The 22,118-nt window shown below is 69.1% G+C and carries 24 protein-coding genes; 8 read left to right on the top strand and 16 right to left on the bottom strand.

The genetic code is table 11. The features are described 5' to 3' along the window. Window positions 1-2: 2 nt before the first annotated feature. Genes ssuC through ssuE form a run of 4 tightly spaced genes read right to left on the bottom strand, consistent with a single transcriptional unit; the run spans window position 3 to window position 3,556 of the window. Window positions 3-788: an aliphatic sulfonate ABC transporter permease SsuC gene (ssuC, locus tag IP92_RS05875; protein ID WP_145873602.1), complete on the bottom strand. Its 786-nt coding sequence runs from the start codon at window positions 786-788 to the stop codon at window positions 3-5. 1 nt (window position 789) lies between these two features. Further along, window positions 790-1,944, bottom strand: coding sequence for an FMNH2-dependent alkanesulfonate monooxygenase (gene ssuD / locus IP92_RS05870; RefSeq protein WP_199271960.1), 1,155 nt, complete (start codon window positions 1,942-1,944; stop codon window positions 790-792). A 33-nt stretch (window positions 1,945-1,977) separates the two neighbouring features. After that, window positions 1,978-2,943: a sulfonate ABC transporter substrate-binding protein gene (locus IP92_RS05865; RefSeq protein WP_229418650.1), complete on the bottom strand. Its 966-nt coding sequence runs from the start codon at window positions 2,941-2,943 to the stop codon at window positions 1,978-1,980. 10 nt (window positions 2,944-2,953) lie between these two features. Beyond that, window positions 2,954-3,556 (bottom strand): NADPH-dependent FMN reductase, encoded by a 603-nt coding sequence (ssuE, locus tag IP92_RS05860; RefSeq protein WP_145873599.1) that lies wholly within the window; start codon window positions 3,554-3,556, stop codon window positions 2,954-2,956. A 184-nt stretch (window positions 3,557-3,740) separates the two neighbouring features. Between ssuE and IP92_RS05855 the strand changes: the two genes are divergently transcribed. Next, entirely contained in the window at window positions 3,741-4,022 is a 282-nt protein-coding gene (locus IP92_RS05855; RefSeq protein ID WP_145873598.1) for a putative signal transducing protein, read from the top strand. 28 nt (window positions 4,023-4,050) lie between these two features. Here the strand turns inward: IP92_RS05855 and epsC are convergent, their stop codons facing one another. Next, entirely contained in the window at window positions 4,051-4,971 is a 921-nt protein-coding gene (epsC, locus tag IP92_RS05850; RefSeq protein WP_145873597.1) for a serine O-acetyltransferase EpsC, read from the bottom strand. Between the two features lie 253 nt (window positions 4,972-5,224). Here epsC and IP92_RS05845 point away from each other — a divergent pair, with 253 nt between their 5' ends. Further along, window positions 5,225-6,391, top strand: a complete 1,167-nt coding sequence (locus tag IP92_RS05845) for a multidrug effflux MFS transporter (protein WP_145873596.1) — start codon at window positions 5,225-5,227, stop codon at window positions 6,389-6,391. A 52-nt stretch (window positions 6,392-6,443) separates the two neighbouring features. Here IP92_RS05845 and IP92_RS05840 read toward each other — a convergent pair whose 3' ends face one another. The 4 genes from IP92_RS05840 to phaP all read right to left on the bottom strand — a co-directional run bounded on the left by IP92_RS05840 (window position 6,444) and on the right by phaP (window position 8,419). Then, window positions 6,444-6,704, bottom strand: coding sequence for a hypothetical protein (locus IP92_RS05840; protein WP_145873595.1), 261 nt, complete (start codon window positions 6,702-6,704; stop codon window positions 6,444-6,446). Between the two features lie 86 nt (window positions 6,705-6,790). Then, window positions 6,791-7,231: a thioredoxin TrxC gene (trxC, locus tag IP92_RS05835; protein ID WP_145873594.1), complete on the bottom strand. Its 441-nt coding sequence runs from the start codon at window positions 7,229-7,231 to the stop codon at window positions 6,791-6,793. Beyond that, window positions 7,228-7,476, bottom strand: a complete 249-nt coding sequence (locus IP92_RS05830) for a hypothetical protein (protein ID WP_145873593.1) — start codon at window positions 7,474-7,476, stop codon at window positions 7,228-7,230. The genes trxC and IP92_RS05830 overlap by 4 nt, the downstream gene beginning before the upstream one ends. Before the next feature lie 334 nt (window positions 7,477-7,810). Beyond that, window positions 7,811-8,419, bottom strand: coding sequence for a TIGR01841 family phasin (gene phaP, locus IP92_RS05825; RefSeq protein ID WP_145873592.1), 609 nt, complete (start codon window positions 8,417-8,419; stop codon window positions 7,811-7,813). 450 nt (window positions 8,420-8,869) lie between these two features. Between phaP and IP92_RS05820 the strand changes: the two genes are divergently transcribed. Continuing rightward, window positions 8,870-9,298, top strand: coding sequence for a hypothetical protein (locus tag IP92_RS05820; protein WP_145873591.1), 429 nt, complete (start codon window positions 8,870-8,872; stop codon window positions 9,296-9,298). Here the strand turns inward: IP92_RS05820 and IP92_RS05815 are convergent. The 3 genes from IP92_RS05815 to IP92_RS05805 form a co-directional block, all read right to left on the bottom strand. Next, on the bottom strand, window positions 9,295-9,978 hold the full coding sequence (locus IP92_RS05815; protein ID WP_145873590.1) for an SOS response-associated peptidase: 684 nt from the start codon (window positions 9,976-9,978) through the stop codon (window positions 9,295-9,297). The two genes, IP92_RS05820 and IP92_RS05815, sit on opposite strands and share 4 nt — an antisense overlap. A gap of 64 nt (window positions 9,979-10,042) precedes the next feature. Then, a complete protein-coding gene (locus IP92_RS05810; protein ID WP_229418648.1) occupies window positions 10,043-11,230 on the bottom strand; it encodes a dienelactone hydrolase family protein in 1,188 nt (395 codons plus the stop codon). 104 nt (window positions 11,231-11,334) lie between these two features. Then, entirely contained in the window at window positions 11,335-12,855 is a 1,521-nt protein-coding gene (locus tag IP92_RS05805; protein WP_229418647.1) for an MFS transporter, read from the bottom strand. Between the two features lie 165 nt (window positions 12,856-13,020). Here IP92_RS05805 and IP92_RS05800 point away from each other — a divergent pair, with 165 nt between their 5' ends. Both IP92_RS05800 and IP92_RS05795 read left to right on the top strand, forming a co-directional pair. Continuing rightward, entirely contained in the window at window positions 13,021-13,332 is a 312-nt protein-coding gene (locus IP92_RS05800; RefSeq protein WP_145873588.1) for a flagellar basal body rod C-terminal domain-containing protein, read from the top strand. 75 nt (window positions 13,333-13,407) lie between these two features. After that, window positions 13,408-14,100 carry an HAD-IA family hydrolase gene (locus tag IP92_RS05795; protein WP_145873587.1) on the top strand — a complete coding sequence of 231 codons (693 nt, stop codon included), beginning with the start codon at window positions 13,408-13,410 and terminating at the stop codon, window positions 14,098-14,100. Window positions 14,101-14,109: 9 nt separating this feature from the next. Here the strand turns inward: IP92_RS05795 and IP92_RS05790 are convergent, their stop codons facing one another. After that, on the bottom strand, window positions 14,110-14,964 hold the full coding sequence (locus tag IP92_RS05790) for a phytanoyl-CoA dioxygenase family protein (RefSeq protein ID WP_145873586.1): 855 nt from the start codon (window positions 14,962-14,964) through the stop codon (window positions 14,110-14,112). A gap of 148 nt (window positions 14,965-15,112) precedes the next feature. Between IP92_RS05790 and IP92_RS05785 the strand changes: the two genes are divergently transcribed. Continuing rightward, entirely contained in the window at window positions 15,113-16,816 is a 1,704-nt protein-coding gene (locus tag IP92_RS05785) for a histidine kinase famiy protein (RefSeq protein WP_145873585.1), read from the top strand. Between the two features lie 29 nt (window positions 16,817-16,845). On the opposite strand, the gene IP92_RS05780 is transcribed toward IP92_RS05785, so the two are convergent. Further along, entirely contained in the window at window positions 16,846-17,265 is a 420-nt protein-coding gene (locus IP92_RS05780; protein WP_145873584.1) for a response regulator, read from the bottom strand. Window positions 17,266-17,427: 162 nt separating this feature from the next. Between IP92_RS05780 and IP92_RS05775 the strand changes: the two genes are divergently transcribed. Both IP92_RS05775 and IP92_RS05770 read left to right on the top strand, forming a co-directional pair. Then, a complete protein-coding gene (locus tag IP92_RS05775; protein ID WP_229418646.1) occupies window positions 17,428-18,069 on the top strand; it encodes a phosphoribosyltransferase in 642 nt (213 codons plus the stop codon). A 105-nt stretch (window positions 18,070-18,174) separates the two neighbouring features. Next, window positions 18,175-20,175: a PAS domain-containing hybrid sensor histidine kinase/response regulator gene (locus tag IP92_RS05770; protein ID WP_145873583.1), complete on the top strand. Its 2,001-nt coding sequence runs from the start codon at window positions 18,175-18,177 to the stop codon at window positions 20,173-20,175. Window positions 20,176-20,227: 52 nt separating this feature from the next. Here IP92_RS05770 and IP92_RS05765 read toward each other — a convergent pair whose 3' ends face one another. Together IP92_RS05765 and IP92_RS05760 are read right to left on the bottom strand one after the other, a co-directional pair. Next, window positions 20,228-21,112 carry a ZIP family metal transporter gene (locus tag IP92_RS05765; protein WP_145873582.1) on the bottom strand — a complete coding sequence of 295 codons (885 nt, stop codon included), beginning with the start codon at window positions 21,110-21,112 and terminating at the stop codon, window positions 20,228-20,230. 1 nt (window position 21,113) lies between these two features. Beyond that, window positions 21,114-22,085, bottom strand: coding sequence for a manganese catalase family protein (locus IP92_RS05760; RefSeq protein ID WP_145873581.1), 972 nt, complete (start codon window positions 22,083-22,085; stop codon window positions 21,114-21,116). Between the last annotated feature and the right edge of the window lie 33 nt (window positions 22,086-22,118).

Here is a 22,118-nt window from a genome sequence, read left to right as displayed (position 1 = left end):
CTTCAGTGATAAGCGGGATTCCAGTCCAGCAGGCGGCGCTCCAGCAGGCGCGCGACGAGGTCCGCCAGCTTGCCCAGGATCGCGTACAGCAGGATCCCCACCAGCACGACATCCGTCTGCAGGAATTCGCGCGCATTCATCGTCATGTAGCCGATGCCGGCCTGCGCGGAAATCGTTTCGGCGACGATCAGCAGCACCCACACGAGCCCCAGCGAAAAGCGCACGCCGACGAGGATCGACGGCAGCGCGCCGGGCAGGATCACGTCGCGGTACAGCGGCCAGCCTTTCAGGCCATAGCTCTTCGCCATCTCGACCAGGCCCGCATCGGTGGCGCGGATGCCGTGGAAGGTGTTCAGGTAGACGGGAAAGAACACGCCGACGGCCAGCAGGAACAGTTTCGCGGTTTCGTCGATGCCGAACCACAGGATCACGAGCGGGATCAGCGCCAGCGCGGGGATGTTGCGGACCATCTGCAACGTGGTGTCCAGCAGCGTCTCGGCGCGCCGGAAGCTCCCCGTCAACAGGCCGAGAGCGAGGCCGGCGCCGGCGCCGACGGCAAAGCCGGACAGCGCCCGCCACAGGCTCGTACGCAGGTGTTCCCACAGTTCGCCCGACGCGGCCAGCGTGCCGAACGCGGCGGCGACGGTCAACGGTTCGGGCAGGATGCGGCTGGACAGCCAGCCGGCGCGGGAGGCCAGTTCCCAGGCCATCAGCAGCGCGGCCGGCAGCAGCCATGGGGCCAGCGCGGCGCGCAGCCGCGCGCCATGCGAGACGGTGGCGGCGCTCATGTCAGGCCGCCTTCCTGGGTGCGGCCTGCGGCACGATGTCGGTCGCCATCACTTCGCCGAACGGCCCCGTGATCGACTGCTCGCCGGCCTGCCGGCCCTTGCCCAGCAGCGGGAACACCAGTTCGGCGAAGCGGTACGATTCCTCCAGGTGCGGGTAGCCGGAGAAGATGAACGTCTCGATGCCCAGGTCTTGGTATTCACGGATGCGGGCAACCACCGTTTCCGGGTCGCCGACGAGCGCCGTGCCGGCCCCGCCCCGCACCAGGCCCACGCCGGCCCACAGGTTAGGCGCCACTTCCAGCTTGTCGCGCCGGCCGCCGTGCAGCGCGGCCATGCGGCGCTGCCCTTCCGAATCCATCCGCGCGAACGTGGCCTGGGCTTTCGCGATCACGGCGTCGTCCAGGTGCTCGATCAGCTTGTCGGCGGCCCGCCACGCTTCCTCGTTCGTCTCGCGCACGATCACGTGCAGGCGGATGCCGAATTTCACGGTGCGCCCGTGCGCGGCAGCGCGGCGGCGGATGTCGGCCAGCTTCTCGGCCACGGCGGCGGGCGGCTCTCCCCACGTCAGGTAGACGTCCATCTGCGCGGCCGCCAGCTCGTGCGCCGGCTCCGAGGAACCGCCGAAGTACAGCGGCGGATACGGCTTCTGCACCGGCGGATAAAGGGTCTTGGCGCCTTTTACCTGCAGGTGCTTGCCGGCGAAATCGAAGCCCGAGTCGCCGCCCTCGCCGGCCAGCGCGCCGCGCCAGATGCGGATGAATTCATCGGAGATTTCATAGCGGGTGGCGTGATCCGCGTGCAGGCCGTCCGCCTCCAGCTCCTGCGGGTCGCCGCCCGTGACGACGTTGATCAGCAGGCGCCCGTTCGACAGGCGGTCGAAGGTGGATGCCATCCGCACGGCCAGGCCGGGCGTGGACAGGCCGGGCCGCACGGCCACGAGAAACTTCAGGCGTTTCGTTGCGTGGATCAGCGAGGACGCGACTACCCAGGCATCCTCGCACGAGCGGCCCGTGGGCAGCAGCACGCCGTCGTAGCCCAGCGTGTCGGCCGCAACGGCCACCTGCCGGAGGTAGTCAGCATCGACGGCGCGCGCGCCTTTCGACGTGCCGAGATAACGGCTGTCCCCATGCGTGGGGATGAACCAGAATACATTCAACGACATGGATACTCCTCTTGTTCGGTTACCGGGTCAGCGGGTGGACGCCAGCACGGCGTCCTTGATCGCGATCGGCTGCGGGATCAGCTTCAAGCCCGCGAACGCATCGGCGATCCGCTGCTGGGCGCGCAGCACGTCGTCCGTCACGGGCTTGACGCCATAGCTGTAGCGACTGGCCGCCAGCTCGACGATGGCCACGTCCAGCCCCGTCTGCGCGGCGAGGATCGCCGCCACCTTCTTCGGGTTGTGCCGGCCCCACTCGTCGACCCGGGCGATCTCGTCGAGAATCACCTGGTTCAGCGCCGCGTTCTGCCGCGCCCAGTTGCGCGCGGCGAGGTAGAACTGGTGGTTGGCGACGAGCCCCCGGCCGTCGGCCAGCACGCGCGCGCCCAGCTGTTTCTGCGCGGCGGCGAAGAACGGATCCCAGATCACCCATGCATCGACGGCACCCCGCTCGAACGCGGCGCGGGCGTCGGCCGGCGGCAGGAACACGGTCCGCACGTCCTGGTACGGCACACCGGCCTGCTCCAGCGCGCGCAACAGCAGGTAGTGCACGTTGGAGCCCTTGTTCAGCGCGATGCGCTTGCCCTTCAGGTCGGCCACCGTCTTCAGCTTGGAGTCCCGCGGCACGACGATCGCTTCGCTGTGCGGCGACGGCGGCTCGTTGCCGACATAGACCAGCTGCGCGCCGGCCGCCTGCGCGAAGATCGGCGGCGCTTCGCCGACGGTACCGAAATCGATGCTGCCCACGTTCAGCCCTTCCAGCAGTTGCGGGCCGGCGGGGAACTCGGTCCACTGCACGGTCACGCCCTGCTGCGCCAGGCGCTTGTCCAGCGTGCCGCGCCCCTTCAGCAACGTCAGCGTGCCGTATTTCTGGTAGCCGATGCGCACCACCTTGTTCTGCGTACCCTGGGCGTGGACCGGCGGCAGCGCGCCCGCCACCGCGGTGGCAAACAGCAGACCCAGCGTGCGGCGCCGCGCCGCGTGACGATTCCTCATGCGCACCTCCTCACGCTGCCTGGGTGGCATACGGGTAGTCCTGCAGGGAGCGCACCGGCGCGCGCGGCCCCGGCTGGCGCCGCGGTGCCACGTCGAGCGCATGCGCCAGCGCCGTCACGCCGGCGGTGACGCGCGCGGCGATTTCCGGTGCCAGCTGCACGCCTGCGTGCTCGTCCCAGCGCACCTGCTGCGCGGTGGCGAACAGCCCGGCCAGCACACGCTCGGCCTCCAGCGCCTGCAGCACGGGGCGCAGCGCGTAATCCAGCGCCAGCAGGTGCGACTGGCTGCCGCCGGTGGCCAGCGGCAGCACCACCTTGCCGGCCAGGCCGTTCTGCGGCAGCAGGTCGAGGAAGGTTTTCAGCACGCCGGAGAACGACGCCTTGTAGACGGGCGTGGCGACAACGACGGCCTGCGCCTCGGCGACGGCGGCCAGCGCCGCGCGCACGGCGCCGTGGTTGCAGTCCGCCTCCACCAATGCCTGCGCCGGCAGGTCGCGCACGTTCAGCCGCGAGACGAAATGGCCGGCGGAGGCCAGCTTGTCGCCGATGTGTTGCAGCAGCCGGCCGGAAGTCGACGGCACGGCGGGGCTGCCGGAGATCAGAAGTATGCTCATGGGGGTCCTTGTCCGCATCGGATGGCAATGCAGACAAGGTTACGGAGAGACGGGCGGCTCGGGAACGAATGCTTTCGCACGTCGATATGTGTTTTTTTCACCATGCGATTCACACATATCGATGCGCGCTTTGTGACGCGCCGCTCGGCGATAATGGCCGGACCAATGACGACGGGAGAAGACGATGGACCATCCGGACCGGAGAAGTGCGGGCGACTATGCGATCGCCGCGCGCTGCCTGGACGCGACGCAGGCCCACGTGCTGCGCGGCTGCCTGGCCGCGGCCGGTATCGCGGCCGTGGTGACGGACGACCAGCATCTGCAGGCGAACTCCCTGCTCGCGCCGGCACTGGGCGGCGCGCGGGTGCTCGTGCCGGAACGGGATCTGGCGGCGGCGCGCGACGTGCTGGCCGCCTATGAACGGGGCGACTTCGCGCTGCGGGACGGCGAGCTGCCGCCCGAGTGAGCCGCGCCCCATAGGCCGGGTTGCGACGTCAGTCGCTGCGCATCAGCGCCTGCGTCACGTTGCTGTTCGGCGGCACGCTCTGCGTCAGCCACACGTTGCCGCCGATCGTCGAGCCGGCACCGATCGTGATGCGGCCGAGGATCGTCGCGCCCGCGTAGATGACGACGTCGTCCTCGACGATCGGGTGGCGCGGCGTACCCTTGATCAGCATGCCCGATTCGTCGGCCGGGAAGCGCTTCGCGCCCAGCGTCACGTGCTGGTACAGCCGCACGCGCTCGCCGAGGATGGCCGTCTCGCCGATCACGACGCCGGTGCCGTGGTCGATGAAGAAGCTGCCGCCGATGCGCGCGGCCGGGTGGATGTCGATGCCCGTCAGGCTGTGGCTGATGTCGCAGATCATCCGCGCGATGAACGGGGAGCCCAGCTGGTGCAGCCGGTGCGCCAGCCGGTAATGCAGGATCGCGATCGTGCCGGGGTAGCACAGCATGATCTCGGCGATCGACGTGGCGGCCGGGTCGCCCGCGTAGGCGGCCTGCACGTCCGACACCAGCAGCGCGCGGATGTCCGGCAGGCTGGCTGCGAACGCACGGGTGATCTCGTGCGCCTGCGCGGTCAGCGCGTCGTCCGCCACGTCGGCCCCCTCGGCGAACTGCAGGCCGCGGCGCACCTGTTCGGTCAGCCGGTTCAAGGTCGTGTTCAGCGTGTCGCCGACGAAGTAGTCGATGCTCTCGTCGGTCAGGTTGGGGCGGCCGTAATGGGTGGGGAACAGCACGGCGGACAGCCCGTTGACGATCGTCGTCAGCGCCTCGCGCGAAGGCAGCTCGCGGATGCGGCGCTGGTGGCGGATGTTATGGGTCGCCTCGCGCGACACGCGCAGCGCCGCCACCACATTGTCCAGGTCCCAGTGCGGGGGCTTGACGCCCGTGCCGTCGAAGGTATCGATAGTCATGATGTTGTTCCAGGTTCTTGAAGCCGCGCGAACGTGCGCGAACCGCGCATTCTACGAAAATCGCCGCCCTGCGGTTATGCGCAAATCGCATATCGATATACGCAATCTATGCAATGAGCCATGCAATGAGCCATGCAATGAGCCATGCAGTGAGCCGTGCAGCAAGCCATGCGGCAAGCCGCGGCCCGCCAAGCGCCCACGGCCGTGCTGGCGTACAATACGCGCCCCGAAAAACAATAACGATACTCCTTCCATGAACATTCTGCTGACCCTTCTGCTGGCCGGCCTGACGATGGTCGGGCCGCTCGCGATCGACACCTATCTGCCGTCGTTTCCGGCGATCGCGCGCGATTTCGGCGCCAGCGCGATCGCGATCCAGCAGACGCTGTCGCTGTTCCTGTTCTGCTTCGCGTTCATGATGCTGTTCTACGGCACGCTGTCGGACACGTTCGGCCGCCGCCCCGTGATCCTTTGGTCGCTGGTGTTGTACATCGCCGCGTCCGTCGGCGGCGCGCTGGCCGGTTCGCTCGGCCTGCTGCTCGTCTGCCGTGTGTTGCAGGGCCTGGCCTCGGGGGCCGGTTCGGTGGTGAGCAGGGCGATCGTGCAGGACCGCTTCGAAGGCGCTAGCGCGCAGCGCATCCTCGGCCACATCATGATGGTGTTCGGCCTCGCGCCCGCGCTCGCGCCGATCCTCGGCGGCTGGCTGCAGGTGACCTATGGCTGGCGCTCGATCTTCTGGTTCCTGACGCTGTTCGGCGTCGTGATGCTGCTGGCCGTGTGGCGCTGGCTGCCGGAAAGCCTGGCGCCAGAGAAGCGCCATCCATTCGAGGTGAAGCCAATCGCGGCGAACTACCTGCGAGTGCTGCGCGACCGGCGCTTCCTGCTGCTGGCCGTCGCGCTGGGCGTGGCGTTCGGCGGCTTCGCGCTGTACATCGGCTCGGCCGCCTACTTCATCATCAACATCCTGCACCTGCCGGAAACGGCGTTCGGCTGGCTGTTCATTCCGCTGGTGGCGGGTATGGTGGTGGGCTCGCCGTTGTCGGGCAAGCTGGCGCACCGCTATTCGCAGGCGCAGCTCGTGTGGTACAGCTATGCGGGCATGGCGGTGGCGGCGCTGGCGAACGTCGCCTACACGCATTTCTTCACGGCCGCGGTGCCGTGGGCCGTGCTGCCGCTGTTCTTCTATTCGCTGGCACTGGCCGTGGCGATGCCGCCGCTGTCGCTGCTGGCGCTGAACCTGTTCCCGCACAACAGCGGGCTGGCCGCTTCGCTGCAGTCGTTCATCCAGATGACGCTGTTCGCGCTGGTGTCCGGCCTCGTCGCGCCGCTGCTGTTCGACAGCGCGTTCAAGCTCGCATGCGGCGTGCTGGGCTGCCTGGTCGTCAGCCTGCTGGCGTGGGTGCTGGCGCAGCGGCACTGAGCGCAGCACTGACCGCCAGCACTGCGCGGCAGCGCCCGGTGCCGCGCTGCCTTCAAGGCCAGGGCGCGGGCGTGACGTCCAGGTATTGCGGGCCGCCCTGCTCCGGCTCGGGCGCGGCGGCCGGTTCGCGGCGCAGCTTCTGGTCCGGCGGCAGCCCCAGGCCAAGGATTTCCTTGCGGCCTTCGACGAAATCGCTGGTCGTCAGCGGGTGCGCCTGGTCGGGCCAGTTCGCAATCGCCCAGTTCTGCACATCCTCGAAGCGGCGCCACACCTCGGCGACGAATTTGCGGCGTTCCTCTTCCTCCAGAGCCATCTCAACCTCCGTTACGTTTTTTGCTACTTTATCGTAAGGCGGCCGTTTCGGGGAGCACCGCAGCGCACCGGGCTTCTGGTTGTCCCTTAGCTGTGCCGCTGCACCCAGGCGAGGATGCCGCTGGTATCCATCGCGCCGGGCTGGCGCGCCACCTCGCGGCCGCCCCTGAACAGCGCCAGCGTGGGGATGCTGCGGATCGCGTAGCGCGACCCCAGGTCCTGGTTGGCCTCGGTATCGACCTTCACCACGCGGACGCGCGGCTCCAGCCGCTGCGCTGCCTGGGCATAGAAGGGCGCCATCGTCCGGCACGGGCCGCACCACGGGGCCCAGAAGTCGACGAGCACGGGCAGGTCGCTGCGTTCGATGTGCTTGACGAAGCGGGCGCTGGACAGGTCCGTCGGCCGGCCCGTGAACAGCTCGCCGCTGCACTTGCCGCACGTGGGGCCTTCGCCCAGCCGCCCGGACGGCACGCGGTTGACGGCGTCGCAATGGGGACAGACGATGTGCAGCGGGTCGGGCGTGGTCATGGCGTATCGGCTCCTTTCTCGTTCTTCACGATGCCGCGGATATTGGTGGCGGCAAGGCAGCAGTTTAATACGATCAGCGCCCACGCGTCGTCGTGGAACCCCCAGACGACCCACAGCACATTACTGAACAGGAAGACCCAGAAACCGGCGAGGCGCCGGTGCGCGCTGCGCGAGCCCACCAGCCAGGCCGCCAGCAGCGATGCGGCCATCGCCGGCCATTGCAGCAATTCGATCCAGTCCCCCATGCAGTCCCTCCTCATCCGATCAGAACGGCGAGTGTAGCGTGGAGGCTGTTTCGGCGGCGCGTGGGTAGAATGCCGCTCTGAAGCGAAGTGCGGGAGGGATGCGGCGAGAGCGGAGGCGCGAGGCCGGAGGTGTGAGGGACGAAGCGCACGCCAGCGTGGCGCGAGCAGCCACCACGGCGGCGTGTTCACCAGCACCACCAGACCGCCGGTTGGCGGTCCAGCGTGCGGCTGCGTTGTTGCTGCGTAGTCGTGGTTACTGCGCAGTTACTGCGTCGTTGCTGCCTGGGCACGTCATGCTTGCCGTTGGCCAGCCGTGCGCCAGGCTGGGGCGGCCTCAGCTGGGCTGCCCTTCCCTGCGTGCTCCCGTGGCGGGACGTGCCGCCGCTGCCGCGGCCTGGGCCGCATGGCCTGCTGCCTGGCCGGCATGCTCAGCCGCGTCATGGCCGTTACCCATCGCGGCGCGGGCCTGGCGGGCGGCGCTGTCGACCATGCTGTCCAGCGGGTTGGCCAGCTGGCGCATCGTGTCCTGCTGCTGGCGCAGCGTGCGCTCCGTTTCCTCGGACGTGATGCGCGTGACTTCGTCGGTGAACTCGCGCGCGGCGCGCGCCGTCTCCTCGGCATGCTCGCCGGCCACGCGGATCAGTTTCGTCTGCGTGTCGGTGGCGATCCGGGACAGCTGCTGCTGGTAGGCGCGCAGGCGGTCGGCCGTCGGCTGGGCGCGCGACGCGGTGACGGTAAACACTTCCGTCGGCTTGTCGGCGGTGATCATCGCCTGGCTGGTCGACGCGGTATCTTCCAGGATCGTCTGGGCCATCTGCAGGTGCAGCTCGGATACCTGCTGGGCCGTCTGGAACAGCGAACGGGACATGTCGTTAAAGAAGGAAACCTGCGCTTGCACGTGGTTTCGGGCGGCCGGAGTGATGTTTTGAGAGAAAGGGAACATAGTTTTGCCTCGGAAGTTATCGGATGATTGTTGTGCAATCAGTCGTTTTACAAGTGGAGACCTACACACGCCACGTTGCGCGGCGCGAGAGACAAGGCTACGTGCGTCAGCCGCGAGGAGCATGATCTTGATCAAATGTGCATCTCTCGACAGCGCGGGTTTGTTTACTATTATTTGGTCGAGGCTGCTTTGTGACGCGACAAAACGCGGATGGGCCCGGCTGCAGACAGCATGCGGCGCCGCAAGCCTCGCACGCGGAAAGGCATGCCGCCCTGCGCGTCGAAATACCTGTTGCAGCGCGTGGCGTCATGCCCGCTATCGTGCGCCGGCACGCCGGCAACGGGACTATGGTCGGGCGATGCCCGCTTCCCGCCCATTCCAGGCGCTGCCGGTTCCACCGGCGCAGCCGCAACCGCTGCTGCGGCATCGTGCGCGGCCCGGGGGAGCGCAATGGGAGTGACGCTGTTCACGCAACTGGCGCTCCTGGGCAAGCTCGGCGTCGTCGTGGCGATCGTGCTGCATTCGCTCGCCCTCGTGCCGCAATGGCAGGCGCAGTATTTCAATCCCCGCTTCCTGCACCTCTCGCTGTATGGCCTCGTGCTGGCCGTCGCCCACGGCGCCGTGCTGGCGCTGGCGGCTGCCGCGCTGCCGTCGGCACCCGCCGGGCGGGTGAACGCGGCCGGCTGGTGCATCGGCGCGGCCGTTCTGCTCAACCTCGTGGTGGGGGCGCAGAACCTGCTGGCCGTCGTCGCGCTGACGCGGTTGCACCGGCCCAGCGCGCTGATCGCGCACAGTTTGCGGGGTGCGGTGCGGCCGCTGCTGTGGGCCAGCGCATTGCTTGCGCTGGCGGCCACCTGCATCGCGCGGGGCTGGTTCTAGGAGATCGCCTCGTCCGGCAGCGGCTCGATGAGATGGGGGCCGTCGTGGCCCGCGTAGTTGACGTCGGTACCGACCCGGTACCACGCGAATTCCTCCGGCCCCAGCGCCATCTGCCGCGCCAGCATCTCGGCCTGCTCGCGCGACAGCCCGGGGTCGAGCCAGGTGGCGGCATCGGCGGCGTTCAGGACAACGGGGCGGCGGTCGTGCACGTCCACCATGCCGCCTTCCGCATCGGCCGTCACGAGCACGAAGCCGGATTCGGCCTTGTGCTCCTTGAACGGCCCGAAGTTCGCCAGCGCCAGCATGAACAGCGGCTCGCCATCCTTGCGGTGGATGTGCCAGGGCTGGCGGTGGCCCTTCTCGCCGGTCCACTCGTACCAGCCGTTGGCCGGCACGACGGCGCGGCCCGTCTTCAGCAGCTTGCCCCAGTAGTTGTTGGTGATCTTCTCGAGCCGCGCATTGACGCACACGGGCAGCTTCTCCGCGGCCCAGGCGGCGCGGTAACCCCAGTGCAGGTCGTCCACGTGCAACTGGCCGTCCTGCATGTGCAGCACGGGCCGGTAGGTGCCCGGCGCCGCGTTGAAGGTGGGCCGGGCCTCGCTGTCATAGACGGCGTCAGCCCATCCGAACGCGGCGACGTAGCGCCGCGCGATGTCGTTTTGATCGAAACGTCCGCACATGGAGCCAGTGTAGCAGGCGCCCGCGCGGGGATGCACACGGATGCTTGGGCAGAGTTCGTCAGGGTCAGTTCTGACCCGTCATCGTATCCTTCGGCTGCTCCGTCACCTCGCCCCACACGACGTAGTCGTCGACGGAGTACAGCTTGCAAGGCTCGCGGCTGGCCATCTGGCAGGCGGCCAGGGCGCGTTCGTCCGGCATCTCGCCTTCCTCGGCCCAGCCCCACGCGCCGCTGGCGGACACGGCGAAGGCGCGCGGCGTCTGCTTCTTCAGGAATTCCTTGTACTGCTGGCGGCCCTTCTCCGGCAGGAACGGCACGGCGCCGATGTCATCGATCGACGCGTAGTTCGTGCGCGGCTGCGGCGCCGGCTCGGCCACCGCGTACACCTGCTCGGTCGGCATGCCCACCTGGCGCAGGAAGCGTTCCACTTCCGGCAGCCAGACGGCCTGGCCGTCGCGGCTGCCCAGCATCGTGTGGGCATCGTGCTTGAACGCGCCGTACGCCACCAGCTGTACCTTGCCGCCGTTCGCCGAGAACGCGTCGTACATGCGGTTCACCAGCGCCGGGCCGAAGTAACTGTCATTGGCGCCGTACATCCACAGCGTTTCGATGCGGTTCTTGCGGCCGAACTCGGCGAACGCGTTGACGAGCGACTGCTGCCAGTCGCACGCGCCGCCGTGCACCTTCAGGCCGCCGGCGAAATTCATGATGCCGCGCACGCCCGGCAAGTCCTGCGTCGACAGCGCCACGCTGGCCAGGCCGCCATAGGACTGGCCGGCGATGACGATCCGGTCCGGGTCGATGTAGCTCTGCTCGCGGGCGAACGCGACGACGTCGGCGATGTCGCCCGCCTGCTGGTAGCCGTTGGCCTTCATATTGCAGCCGAAATCGGAATACGTGCCCGTCGAATGGGCGAAGCCGGTGCGCATCGGCACCATCACGGCGTAACCGCGGCGCACGAACTGGGTGGCCATGTAGACGAAGCGGTCGCGCGGCTGCGCGCGCGGGTCGCCCGGCGACTTGCCGTGGTTGATGATCAACAGCGGGAACGGCCCGGGGCCGGCCGGCTTGTACAGCGTCGTTTCCAGCTTCACGTTCATGCGGGGGCCGGCGGGCACCATGACGATCTGTTCGTTCAGGCGCACATCCAGCGGCAGTTGCTGGGCCGCGGTGGCGGGCGCCAGCACGCAGCCCATTGCCACGGCGGCAAGCGCGAGACGGACGATTCGGCGGGCACGGGACAGGACGGACACGATGATACTCTTCGGAACAATTGGCGTGAGGCAATGTCCCGATTCTGGTATCAAACAGCCGTGATTGCAATCCTAAAAGATTAACCTGAGTAAATTTTCAGGTGCTAGTGTTGCGTTCTGGAACGACCGATCAGCAGCCCCGCGCAGCCGGCGGACAGCAGCGCCAACCCGGCCGACACCCACATCACGTGCCGAAAGCCGGCCACGAACGCTTCATGGACGGCGGCCTCCACGTGCCGCCGCCCTGCCCCATCCAATCCGGCCGGCGGCACGATGGCACCCAGCCTGGCCTTCTGGGCATACACCTCGCGCCGCACCTCGTCCGGCAGCGGCGCCGCATGCAGCCGCCTTGCCAGCTCGGCATCGAAGCCCCGGCTCATCACTATGCCCAGCACCGCGATCGCCAGCAGCGCGGCGGCGCGCGAGACGGCATTGTTGACGCCGGACGCAATCCCCGACTGGTGCCCCGGCACGGCGTTCATCACCGTCGTCGTCAGCGGCGCCACGGCCAGCGTCATGCCGCTGCCCAGCACCAGCACGCCGGGCAGGAACGTGTTCCAGTAGGCGCCGCCGATGCCGGGCCAGGCGAGCAGCGCGAAGCCGGCCGCCGCCACCGCCGGCCCGGCCACCAGCAGCGGGCGCGGGCCATGCCGGTCGGCCAGCGTACCCACGTACCGGGAAAACGTGAACATCAGGACGGTGAACGGCACCAGCGCCGCGCCGGCCGCCGTAGCCGACCAGCCCTGCACCTGGATCAGGTTCAGCGGCAGGAAAAACAGGCCGCCACCGAGGGCGCCGTACAGGAACAGCGTCAACAGGTTGGCGCCCGTGAAATCGAGCGAACGGAACAGCGCGAGCGGCAGCATCGGCGCGGCGCCCCGCCATTCGACGACCACGAACACGGCCAGCAGCAGCGTGCCGCCGGCCAGCGCCCCGGCGATCGCCGCGTCGGCCCAGCCCCGTTGCGGCGCCTCGATCAGCCCGTAGACGAGCAGCCCCAGCCCTGCGCTGGCCAGCAGCGCACCCGGCCAGTCCAGGCGCGCCGGCGCGGCGTCGTCATGGCTTTCCGGCACGTGGCGCACGGTCATCCAGGCCACCAGCAGGGCCAGCGGCACGTTGATCAGGAACGCATAGCGCCACGACAGGTTCTCGACCAGGTAGCCGCCTATCACGGGGCCCAGCGCGGCCGTGATGGCCGTCCAGCCGGACCACGTGCCGATCGCCTTGCCCCGCTCGTCGCCGTCGTAGGCGGCGCTGATGATCGCCAGGCTGCCCGGCACCAGCAGCGCCGCACCGACGCCCTGCACGGCACGCGCCGCGATCAGCTGGCCGATGGTGGCGCTGGCGCCGCACGCGGCCGACGCCACGCCGAACAGCGCCACGCCGGCCAGGAACACGCGCCGGCGCCCATAGCGGTCGCCCGCCGCGCCGCCGACCAGCAGCAGCGCCGCCAGCAGCAGTGCATACGATTCGACCACCCACTGGGCCGCGCGCACGTCGGCCCCGAACGCACGCTGCAGCGCGGGCAGCGCGACGTTGACGACGGTGCCGTCGATGAAGGCCATGCCGGAGCCGAGGATCGTCGCGGCCAGCAGCCAGCGGCGCGCGTGGGGCGCTGTGTGCATTGGTATTCCTCCAAGTCGTTGCATCCGTGCTCACTGTAGTGCGTTTTACGCGACGCTGCAGCCGCGCCCGGCACGCTTTTTTCGCGCCGCCGGCCACGCCCTTCGCTACACTGGCGGTTCACCTGAAGGAAGACGGACGTGGCGATTTCGGCATTGGGCATAGGCTTGACGGGACTGCAAGCGAATGCGAAGGGATTGGGCGTGGAGGCGCATAACACCGCCAACATGAACACGGATAACTTCGTCCCGCAGGTCGGCAACTTCAACGAAGCGCGTCCGGCCGGCACCGGCGTCACGCTGTCGATCGCCGCGCGCGACCTGTCGGCGGCCGAGAACGTCGGCAGCGCCCCGTCCGGCACGGACCCCGCCACGTCGATCACCAATTCCCTCGTCTACAAGGCGGGCTTCGACTTGTCCGCGAAACTGATCCAGGCCGCCGACGAACGGCTCGGCACGCTGATCGACATCCGCGCCTGAGCGCGATTCGTTACGTCTGAGAAATTCATGCCGTTGTGGCATGATCGCCCGACTTCGTTTCCGGGCCGACCACGCATGACACTTAGCACGTCCTACACCCACCTGATTTCCGATTGCGACGGCGTGCTGATCGACAGTGAAGCCGTCGCGCTGCAAGCCCTCGCCGACTACCTCTCTCCGCTGTACAGCGACCGTGACCGACTGGTCGCCCTGATCCGCCCCCGCCTCGGCCTGAAGCTGGAGGCGCTCGTGCTGGGCGTGTGCGCCGAGCTGGGCCTGCCCGAACCCACCATCCCCGACCTGGCCGTGATGCGCGCCGACGTCGAAGGCGAATGCGACCGCAAGGCGCAACCGGTGCCCGGCGTGCGCGCGGCGTTCGAAGCGATCGCATTGCCGAAGGCCGTGGCCAGCAACAGCCGCCTCGTGCGCGTGCAGGCGCTGCTCGCCCGCACTGAGCTGGCGGCGCTGTTCGACGGCGGCCTCTACACGGCCGACATCGCCGGCCGGCCGAAGCCCGACCCGGCCGTCTATCTGGCCGCGGCCGCGGGCATGGGCGCGGCGCCGGACCGCTGCCTCGTCGTCGAGGACAGCGTCACCGGCGTGCAGGCGGCGGTGGCCGCGGGGACGACGGTGCTGGGCTTCGCGGGCGGGCCGCACAGCCCGGCAGATCAGGCGGAGCGGCTGCGCAATGCGGGGGCGGCGCAGGTGTTCCGCGCGATGGAGGAATTGCCGGGGCTGGTGGAGCGCCTGCGCGCCGGCGCGGCCTGAGCCGTCGCTTCAGCCCCCCATCGAAGGCGCCGGCGCGCCCATCAACAAGCCCTCGATCGTGTGCTCCTGCTTGATGAACTGCAGCCGGTCGACGACGCGGCACGTCAGGTGGCGCCGCACTTCTTCGGGCAGGCCGTCGTAATAGCCGCGCGTCACCTGCAGGTCGTGCTTGGCGGCGTTGGTGCCGTCCGGCGCATCCACGCCCAGCACGAACACGGGGCGCGATTTGTCGGAGCGGTTCGCGGTGCCGCGGTGGATCGTCAGCGCCGAGCGCGCCGAGATGTCGCCCACTTGCGCCAGCTTGCGTTGGGCGCGCGCCTCGTAGCGGGGCCACAGCTCCCTGGCGGGGAACATCAGGTCGCCGCCGGCCAGGTCGTCCCATTGCGTGCCGGGCGCGATCTCGAACGGGCCCATGTCTTCCGTCACGTCCACCGTCGTGATGTTGAATGCCAGCGAATTGAGGCGGCGCCCCACCAGCGTGGCGGCAGGCGACGGGAAGTCGCGGTGCCACGGCTGGTGCTGCGCGCCGGGGCCCGGCACGTCGAAGCCGGCCTCGACGACCTTGTAGTCGGGCCCGAGGATCGCGCGGCACACGGCCACCACCCACGGGTGCGTGACGATGTCGACGAAGCCCCGCAGCCGTTCAGGGTGGATCTCGACATAGAAGCGATTCGGGCCGCGCGGCAGTGCGCCGCCGGGCTGCGCCAGCGCTTCCTGGAACAGCTCGTCGATGTCCTCGCGCAGCCGCTGTACCCACTCGCGCGTGAACGCTCCCTTGAATGCGGTGAAGCCGTCGCCGTACAGCGCGCCCATGATGGCGGCCACGTCGTAGCGGCTGTCGGTTCGATTGTGCGTATCGTTCATGTCGCCCTCCTGCGGGTCATTGTAGGCAAAAGCGGCAGCGGGCGCGGCACGGATGGCAGTGCGCGCAGTGTGCGTGCGCGAACAGCGAAGCATGGCGCTCTTCCCTAGCATGGATGCGACCACGACCACATACTCCCGGGAGGAGCACATGACCATCGGACGCCCGAAGGACGACGCGGGCATGCTGACCGAACAGCAGGGCAACGGCCAGAGCGTCGGCGTGCTGGCCGACGGCCAGCTGGAAGGCAATGCCGTGTCGCCGCTGGGGAACCCCGGCGTGCGACACTGGCAGGCCACCTACCTCGACGCGGCACACCTGGACGACCGCGGCAACATCTTCTTTGCCGCCGTCGAGATGACGCGCATGCCGATGCTGATCACCGATCCGCAGCAGCCGGACAACCCGATCGTATTCGTCAACGGCGCCTTCCTCGACCTGACGCAGTACCGCGAGGAGCAGGTGCTGGGCCGGAACTGCCGCCTGCTGCAGGGGCCGGACACGGACCGGCGTACCGTCGACGAGGTGCGCCAGGCCGTCGCCGAAGAGCGCGCGGTCGCCGTCGACATCCTGAACTACAAGGCCGACGGCACGCCGTTCTGGAACGCGCTGTTCATCGGCCCGATCTTCGACAAGGCGGGCAAGCTCCTGTACTTCTTCGCGTCGCAGATGGACATCACGCAGCGCCGCATCCACGAGCAGTCGTACCTGCAGGCGCAGAAGATGGAGGCGATCGGACAGCTGACGGCCGGACTGGCGCACGACTTCAACAACCTGCTGCAGGTCGTCAACGGCAACCTGGAACTGGCCCAGCGCATGCTCGACAACAAGGCGATGGCCAGCCAGGCGATCGGCCGGGCCCAGCGCGCCGCGCTGAAGGGCGGCGCGCTGACGCAGCAGCTCTTGACGTTCGCGCGCAAGCAGCGCCTCGAACCGCGCCGCATCAACCTGAACGCGCTGGTGCTGGACTTCGCCGAGATGCTGGTGCGTACCCTCGGGCAGGAAGTGCAGCTGCACCTGGACCTGCGCCCAGGCCTGCCGCCGTGCGTGCTCGATCCCACCCACCTGGAGATGGCGCTGCTCAATGTGCTGATCAACGCGCGCGATGCGATGCCGGCCGGCGGCGAGGTAACCGTCGGCACGTCGCTGGTCTCCGACCCGGAGCGGGTGGCCGCCCACCGGCTGCCGCCGGGCCATTACGTATCGATCTGCGTGATCGACCACGGCATCGGCATGGCGCCGCACGTGCTGCAACGCGCGACGGAGCCGTTCTTCACCACCAAGGGCCCCGGCACCGGACTGGGGCTGGCGATGGTGCACGGCTTCGTGCAGCAGTCGCAGGGCCGCCTGGAGATCGACAGCAAGCCGGACGAAGGCACGACGGTCAGGATGCTCTTCCCCGTCGCCGACCAGGAGCAAGCGCCGGCGCCGCCGCTGCCGGACCAGCAGGCCCCCACCGCCGGCGGCCTGCCGACGATCCTGCTGGTCGAGGACAACGACGACGTGCGCCAGCTGGCGCAGACGATGCTGGAGACGCATGGCTACCCGATCGTCGCGGCGGCCAGCGGCGAGGAGGCCTTGCGCCTGCTGGACGAGCACGCGGCGATCGGCCTGCTGTTCTCCGACGTGATCATGCCGGGCGGGATGTCGGGCCTGCAGCTGGCCGAGGAAACGCGGCACCGGCGCCCCGCGCTGCCGGTGCTGCTGGCCACGGGCTATATGGAACAGCTGCCGAACGGGGCGCGGCCCGCGTTTCCCGTGTTGCCGAAACCGTACAAGGAGAGCGAGCTGCTGAGCCGCGTCGCCGATGCGCTGGCCGGGCAAGGCGCGCGGCCCCATCCGGCCAGCGTGTAAGGAAGACGCAGGGATGACGCAGGGAAGGCTCAGGTGACCAGCGTGGGACGGATGCCGAGGCCTTCGCCATCGACGATCCACAGCGGCCGCGCACCGCGCGCGCCGCGCGGGCTGCGCAGCACGTAGTCGAAGCAGCGGTGCCGGTCCAGCAGGCCGATCGACGGCGGCAGCAATGCCAGCACGCGCATGCGCGCGCAGCCGGGGATCGTGCGCAGCGCCTTGGCCAGCTGGAAGCCGTCCAGGTAGCGCAGGTCCAGGCCCAGCACGGCCGCGGTGGGGAAGAATGCGCGCGCCTTGTCGAGCGCGGCGACGCCGTCGAACGCGAGGCGCACGGAAAAGCCCGCCGCGCCGAAGGTACGGGCCAACGCCTCGGCTGTCGCGTGATCGCCGCAGGCGACCAGCACCCGGTCGCCGGGCTTGAACGGTGAAATCAGCGTTGCGGTCGTCATGACGCCCCCCTCCAGACGCGATTCTGGCATGAGCAGGCGATATCGTTGTAGGGCAGCGCCTTGTGCCCGTGTGGGACCAGGCCGATACGGGACGCGCAGCCGCGTCGCATCGCCGGCGAATTCGCGCTATGCTGGCGCCATGGTGTCAACCCGGGAGCCGGCATGGACAGTCCATTGGTGAAACTGCCCTTCCGCGATCGCGCGCAGGCCGCCGCACTGCTGGCCGAGCAGTTGCTGGCCTGGCGCGGCCAGCGCCCGCTGATCCTCGCCATTCCCCGCGGGGCCGTGCCGATGGGCCGCATCGTGGCCGACCGCCTCGAGGGTGAGCTGGACGTGGTCCTGGTGCGCAAGATCCCCGCTCCGCTCGATCCCGAGCTCGCCCTCGGCGCCGTCGACGAGCATGGCAACGTGGTGCTGGCGCCCTACTTCCACCGCACCCGCACGGGCATGGAATGGGTCGAGGCGCAGAGCCGCGAACAGCTGGCGCTGATGCAGCGCCGCCGCGCCGCCTATGGTCCGTCGGCGGACGTGCACGACCGCATCGTGATCGTCGTCGACGACGGCCTGGCCACCGGTTCGACGATGGCGGCCGCGCTGCGCGCGCTGAAGAGCCGCCAGCCGCGGCGGCTGATCGCCGCCGTCCCCGTCGCATCGCAGGAAGCGGTGGAGCTGATCACGCCGCTGTGCGACGACGTCGTGGTGCTCGCCACGCCGTTCAACTTCATCTCCGTCAGCCGCCATTACGAGGTATTCCCGCAGGTCGAGGAGGCCGAGGTGATCCGCCTGCTCGACCGCGTGGCGTGACGCCTCCTACAAGCAGGGCCGCCCCGCTCCTATAGCCCGCCCAGGCGATTCGGTTCAAGATGGCATGTCCAGGCGGCGGCACGCGCCGCCAACCCATCGGTACTCATGCTCAACGACCCCATCTTCCAAGCCGCCTTCCACGCCTCGCCGATCGGGCAGTACCTGCTGGCGCCGACCGACGGGCTGGAAATCCTTGCGGCCAACGACGCGTTCTTGCGCTCGGTCGGGCGGCAGCGCGAGGATGTGACCGGCAGGCCGCTGTTCGACGTATTCCCGAACAATCCGGACGACCCGCAGGCCACCGGCGTGCAGGACCTCGCCGATTCGATCCGCCGCGCGATCGACACGGGCGCCACCCAGAAGATGGCCACGCAGCGCTACCCGATCGAGATGCAGCGTGACGGCCGCTGCTGGTTCGAGAACATGTACTGGAGCGCGACCAACACCCCCATCCATGCGGCCGACGGCACGCTGCTGTGCATCTCGCACACGACGATCGACGTCACCGCCCAGGCGCTGGCCGAACAGGCGCTGCGCGCCAGCCGGCAGGAAGCCGTGCGCAATGCGCAGACGGCGCAGGCGCAGCGCGCCAACCTGGAGGCCGTGCTGCAGGTGGCGCCCGTCGGCATCCTCGTCGTCGACCGCGACGGCAAGGTGGTGCAGCGCAATCCCGCACACGTCGAATTGCTTGGCCGCGCGCTGCCGCGCCGGCAGGAGTGCGTCGACTTCGGCGGCTGGACCGGCTGGTTCGCCGACGGCGCCCACGCGGGCCGCCAGCTCGACGCCGCCGACTGGCCGCTGCAACGGGCGCTGGCCGGCCACACCGTCGAGCATTGCCTGCTGCGCGTGCAATCGTTCGATTCGACCGACATCCGCACGATGCTGGTGTCGTCCGCGCCGATCCACGACAGGGCGGGCGCGATGACGGGCGCCGTCGCCGTCGCCACGGACATGGAGGCGCGCGTGCGCGCCGAGCAGGCGTTGCAGGAGGCGGACCGGCGCAAGGACGAGTTCCTGGCGATGCTGGCCCACGAGTTGCGCAATCCGCTGGCGCCGATCGGCACGGCCGCGGCGCTGCTGCTGCGCAGCCATGGCGACGACGAGCAGGTGCGCCGCACCAGCAACGTCATCACCCGCCAGGTCAAGCACATGAGCGCCCTCGTCGACGAACTGCTGGACGTGGCGCGCGTCACGCGCGGCTTGATCGAACTCGACAAGACGACGCTCGATGTCAAGCGCATCGTCGCCGAGGCGCTGGAACAGGCACGCCCCGCCATCGAGGCGCGCGGCCACAGCGTGCAGGTGCGCCAGCCGCCGCGGCCCGCCTTCGTGCTGGGCGATCACAAGCGCCTCGTGCAGGTGCTGGCGAACCTGCTGCACAACGCGGCCAAGTTCACGCCCGAGGGTGGGCTGATCCAGGTGGAGCTGGCGATCGACCCGCACCACGTGCGCCTGGTCGTGTCCGACAGCGGCTACGGCATGACGCCGCAGCTGATCGGCCGTGCGTTCGAGCTGTTCGCCCAGGGCGACCGCACGCTCGACCGCGCGCAGGGCGGCCTGGGGATCGGCCTGGCGCTGGTGAAAAGCCTCGTCGCGCTGCATGGCGGCAGCGTCAATGCCGACAGCGCGGGCCCGGGGCACGGCTCGCGCTTCACGATTTGCCTGCCGAAGGTGGAGGTGCAAGCGCAGCCGGCACACCACCCGCTGCGCGACGGCCACGACGTGCTGGCGGCCGGCACGCCGTTGACGATCCTGGCGGTGGACGACAACGAGGATGCGTTGGCGATGCTGCACCTGCTGCTGAGCGCCCAGGGCCACCACGTCGTGACGACGCCCGATCCGCGCGAGGCGCTGCGCCGCGCCGACGTTGCCGCGCCCGACGCCTGCGTGCTCGACATCGGCCTGCCGGACCTGGACGGCTACGCGCTGGCCCGCGCGCTGCGCGCCAATCCGCGCACGCGGCACGCGCTGCTGATCGCGCTGTCGGGCTATGGGCAGGATACCGATCGGGAAAAGGCATCGGCGGCCGGCTTCGATGCGTACTTCGTCAAGCCGGTCGATGCCGAGGCGCTGAGCGCGGCGCTGGCGCGGGCAAGGGCGGCGTAAGACGGCGTAAAAAAGCCGCGAGCACTGCCCGCGGCATCGGATCGGGCCGGCCTCAGGCCAACGCCGTATCGAGCACCATCATCAGGATGAACCCTGCCACGACAGCGCACGAGGCACTCTTCGAGTTGCCGTTGCGATGCGCCTCCGGGATCACGTCGTGGCTGATCACGAACAGCATCGCGCCGGCGGCCAGTGCGAGGCCCCACGGCAGCAACCACGCGGCATATTCGATCAGCACGGCGCCGCCGACGGCGGCCACCGGTTCGATCAGGCCCGACGCGACGCCCAGCGCGCACGCGAACAGGCGGCCGTAGCCGACCGTGCGCAGCGCCAATGCGACGACGAGGCCTTCCGGCACGTCCTGGATCGAAATGCCCGTCGCCAGCGAATGGGCCTTGGCGACGTCGACGCCGGCATAGGCCACGCCGATGGCGAGACCTTCCGGCATATTGTGGATCGCGACCGCGGCCACGAACAGCCACGCCCGCTTCAACGAATCGCTGCGCGCGGTATCGACCCCTTCCAGGATGGTTTGCTCGCGCACGAACCGGTCCAGCAGCAGCACGACACCCATGCCGAGCAGGATGCCGCCGCCGACCGTGGCGCTGGCCGCGAACGGCCCGGCGCCCGCGCCCTTCGCCGCGGCGATCGCGGGCACGACGAGCGAGAACGCGGTCGCCGCCAGCATCACGCCGGCGCCGAAGCCGAGAAAGCCGTCATAGGTACGCTGCGAGAAATTTTGCGACAGCAGCACGGGCAACGTGCCCAGCGCCGTCGCCAGGGCGGCCGTCACGCCGCCCAGCAGCGCACCGTGCACGCTGGCGTCGAACGCCCGCAGGTCGCTGACGAGATCGTGCATCAGCGCGAGCGCGCCGCCGAGGCAGATCGCTGCGCCGAGCGCATAGCGCCAGCTGGGGAGAACGCGCGCCAGCGACATGTCAGTGCCGGGTCACGCCGTCGGGTTGCTGCGGCACGGAGCCGTCCGGCGTGCGCGGAATCTGGCCGCCGGCTGCCGATGCGGAGGCGATCTCGCCCGGGTCGGCCATCATGCCCAGTTCGGCACCGGTCAACGGATCGACGCTCGGGTCGGACATCGTGCGGCGCGCCATCTGGTTCAGCACTTCGGCATCGTCGGAATCGAGTTGGACGCTGGCTTCGCCGCCACCGCCGTCCACGCCCATCTGCTGGTCGCGGTCGCTGACGACCTGCCATTTGTCGCCGCTGTTCCACGGGCCGTTCAGTTCCGGGCCGCCCTGCGACATGTTGTAGTACACGCTGGCGAATTCCGGACGGCCTGCCGTTTTACCCGGAGGGAAGTTCGGCTGGATCGAGTACAGCGCCTTCTCGAACGACTTCTGGTGGGCGATCTCGCGCGTCATCAGGAAGCCCAGCGCTTCGCGCACGCCGGGGTCGGGCGTCAGCGCGATCAGGCGTTCATAGACGATCTTCGCACGGGCCTCGGCCGCGATGTTCGAGCGCAGGTCCGCGGTCGGTTCGCCGATCGTGTCGATATAGGCCGCGGTCCACGGCGCACCGCCGGAGTTCGTCAACGGTGCGCCGGCGCCATACAGCACCTGCGTGAGGTGGCTGTCGTTGCCGGCACCGGTGATGCGCCGGTACATCTCGCCTTCCTCGTCGATCGCTTCGGCCAGGCGGCCCTTGGCGCCCTTGTTCAGCATGCAGACGATGTTGCCGATGACCTCCAGGTGGCTCAGCTCCTCGGTAGCGATATCAAACAGCATGTCCTTGCGGCCTGGATCGTCCTCGGCAACAGCCTGCGTGAAGTAGCGCATGGCCGCAGCCAGCTCGCCCTGTGGCCCACCGAATTGTTCCAGCATCAGGTTCGCGAGGCCAGGATTCGGTTCACTGACCCGCACGGTGTACTGCAATCGCTTGTTATGTGCAAACATTACTTCCTCCTATCGGTTCAGGTAAGCAGGTGC

This window comes from Pseudoduganella flava (assembly GCF_007830495.1).
Lineage (GTDB): Bacteria > Pseudomonadota > Gammaproteobacteria > Burkholderiales > Burkholderiaceae_D > Rugamonas > Rugamonas flava.
The sequence above is the reverse complement of the archived record's forward strand: the minus strand, read 5'-3'. Positions and strand labels throughout refer to the sequence as shown.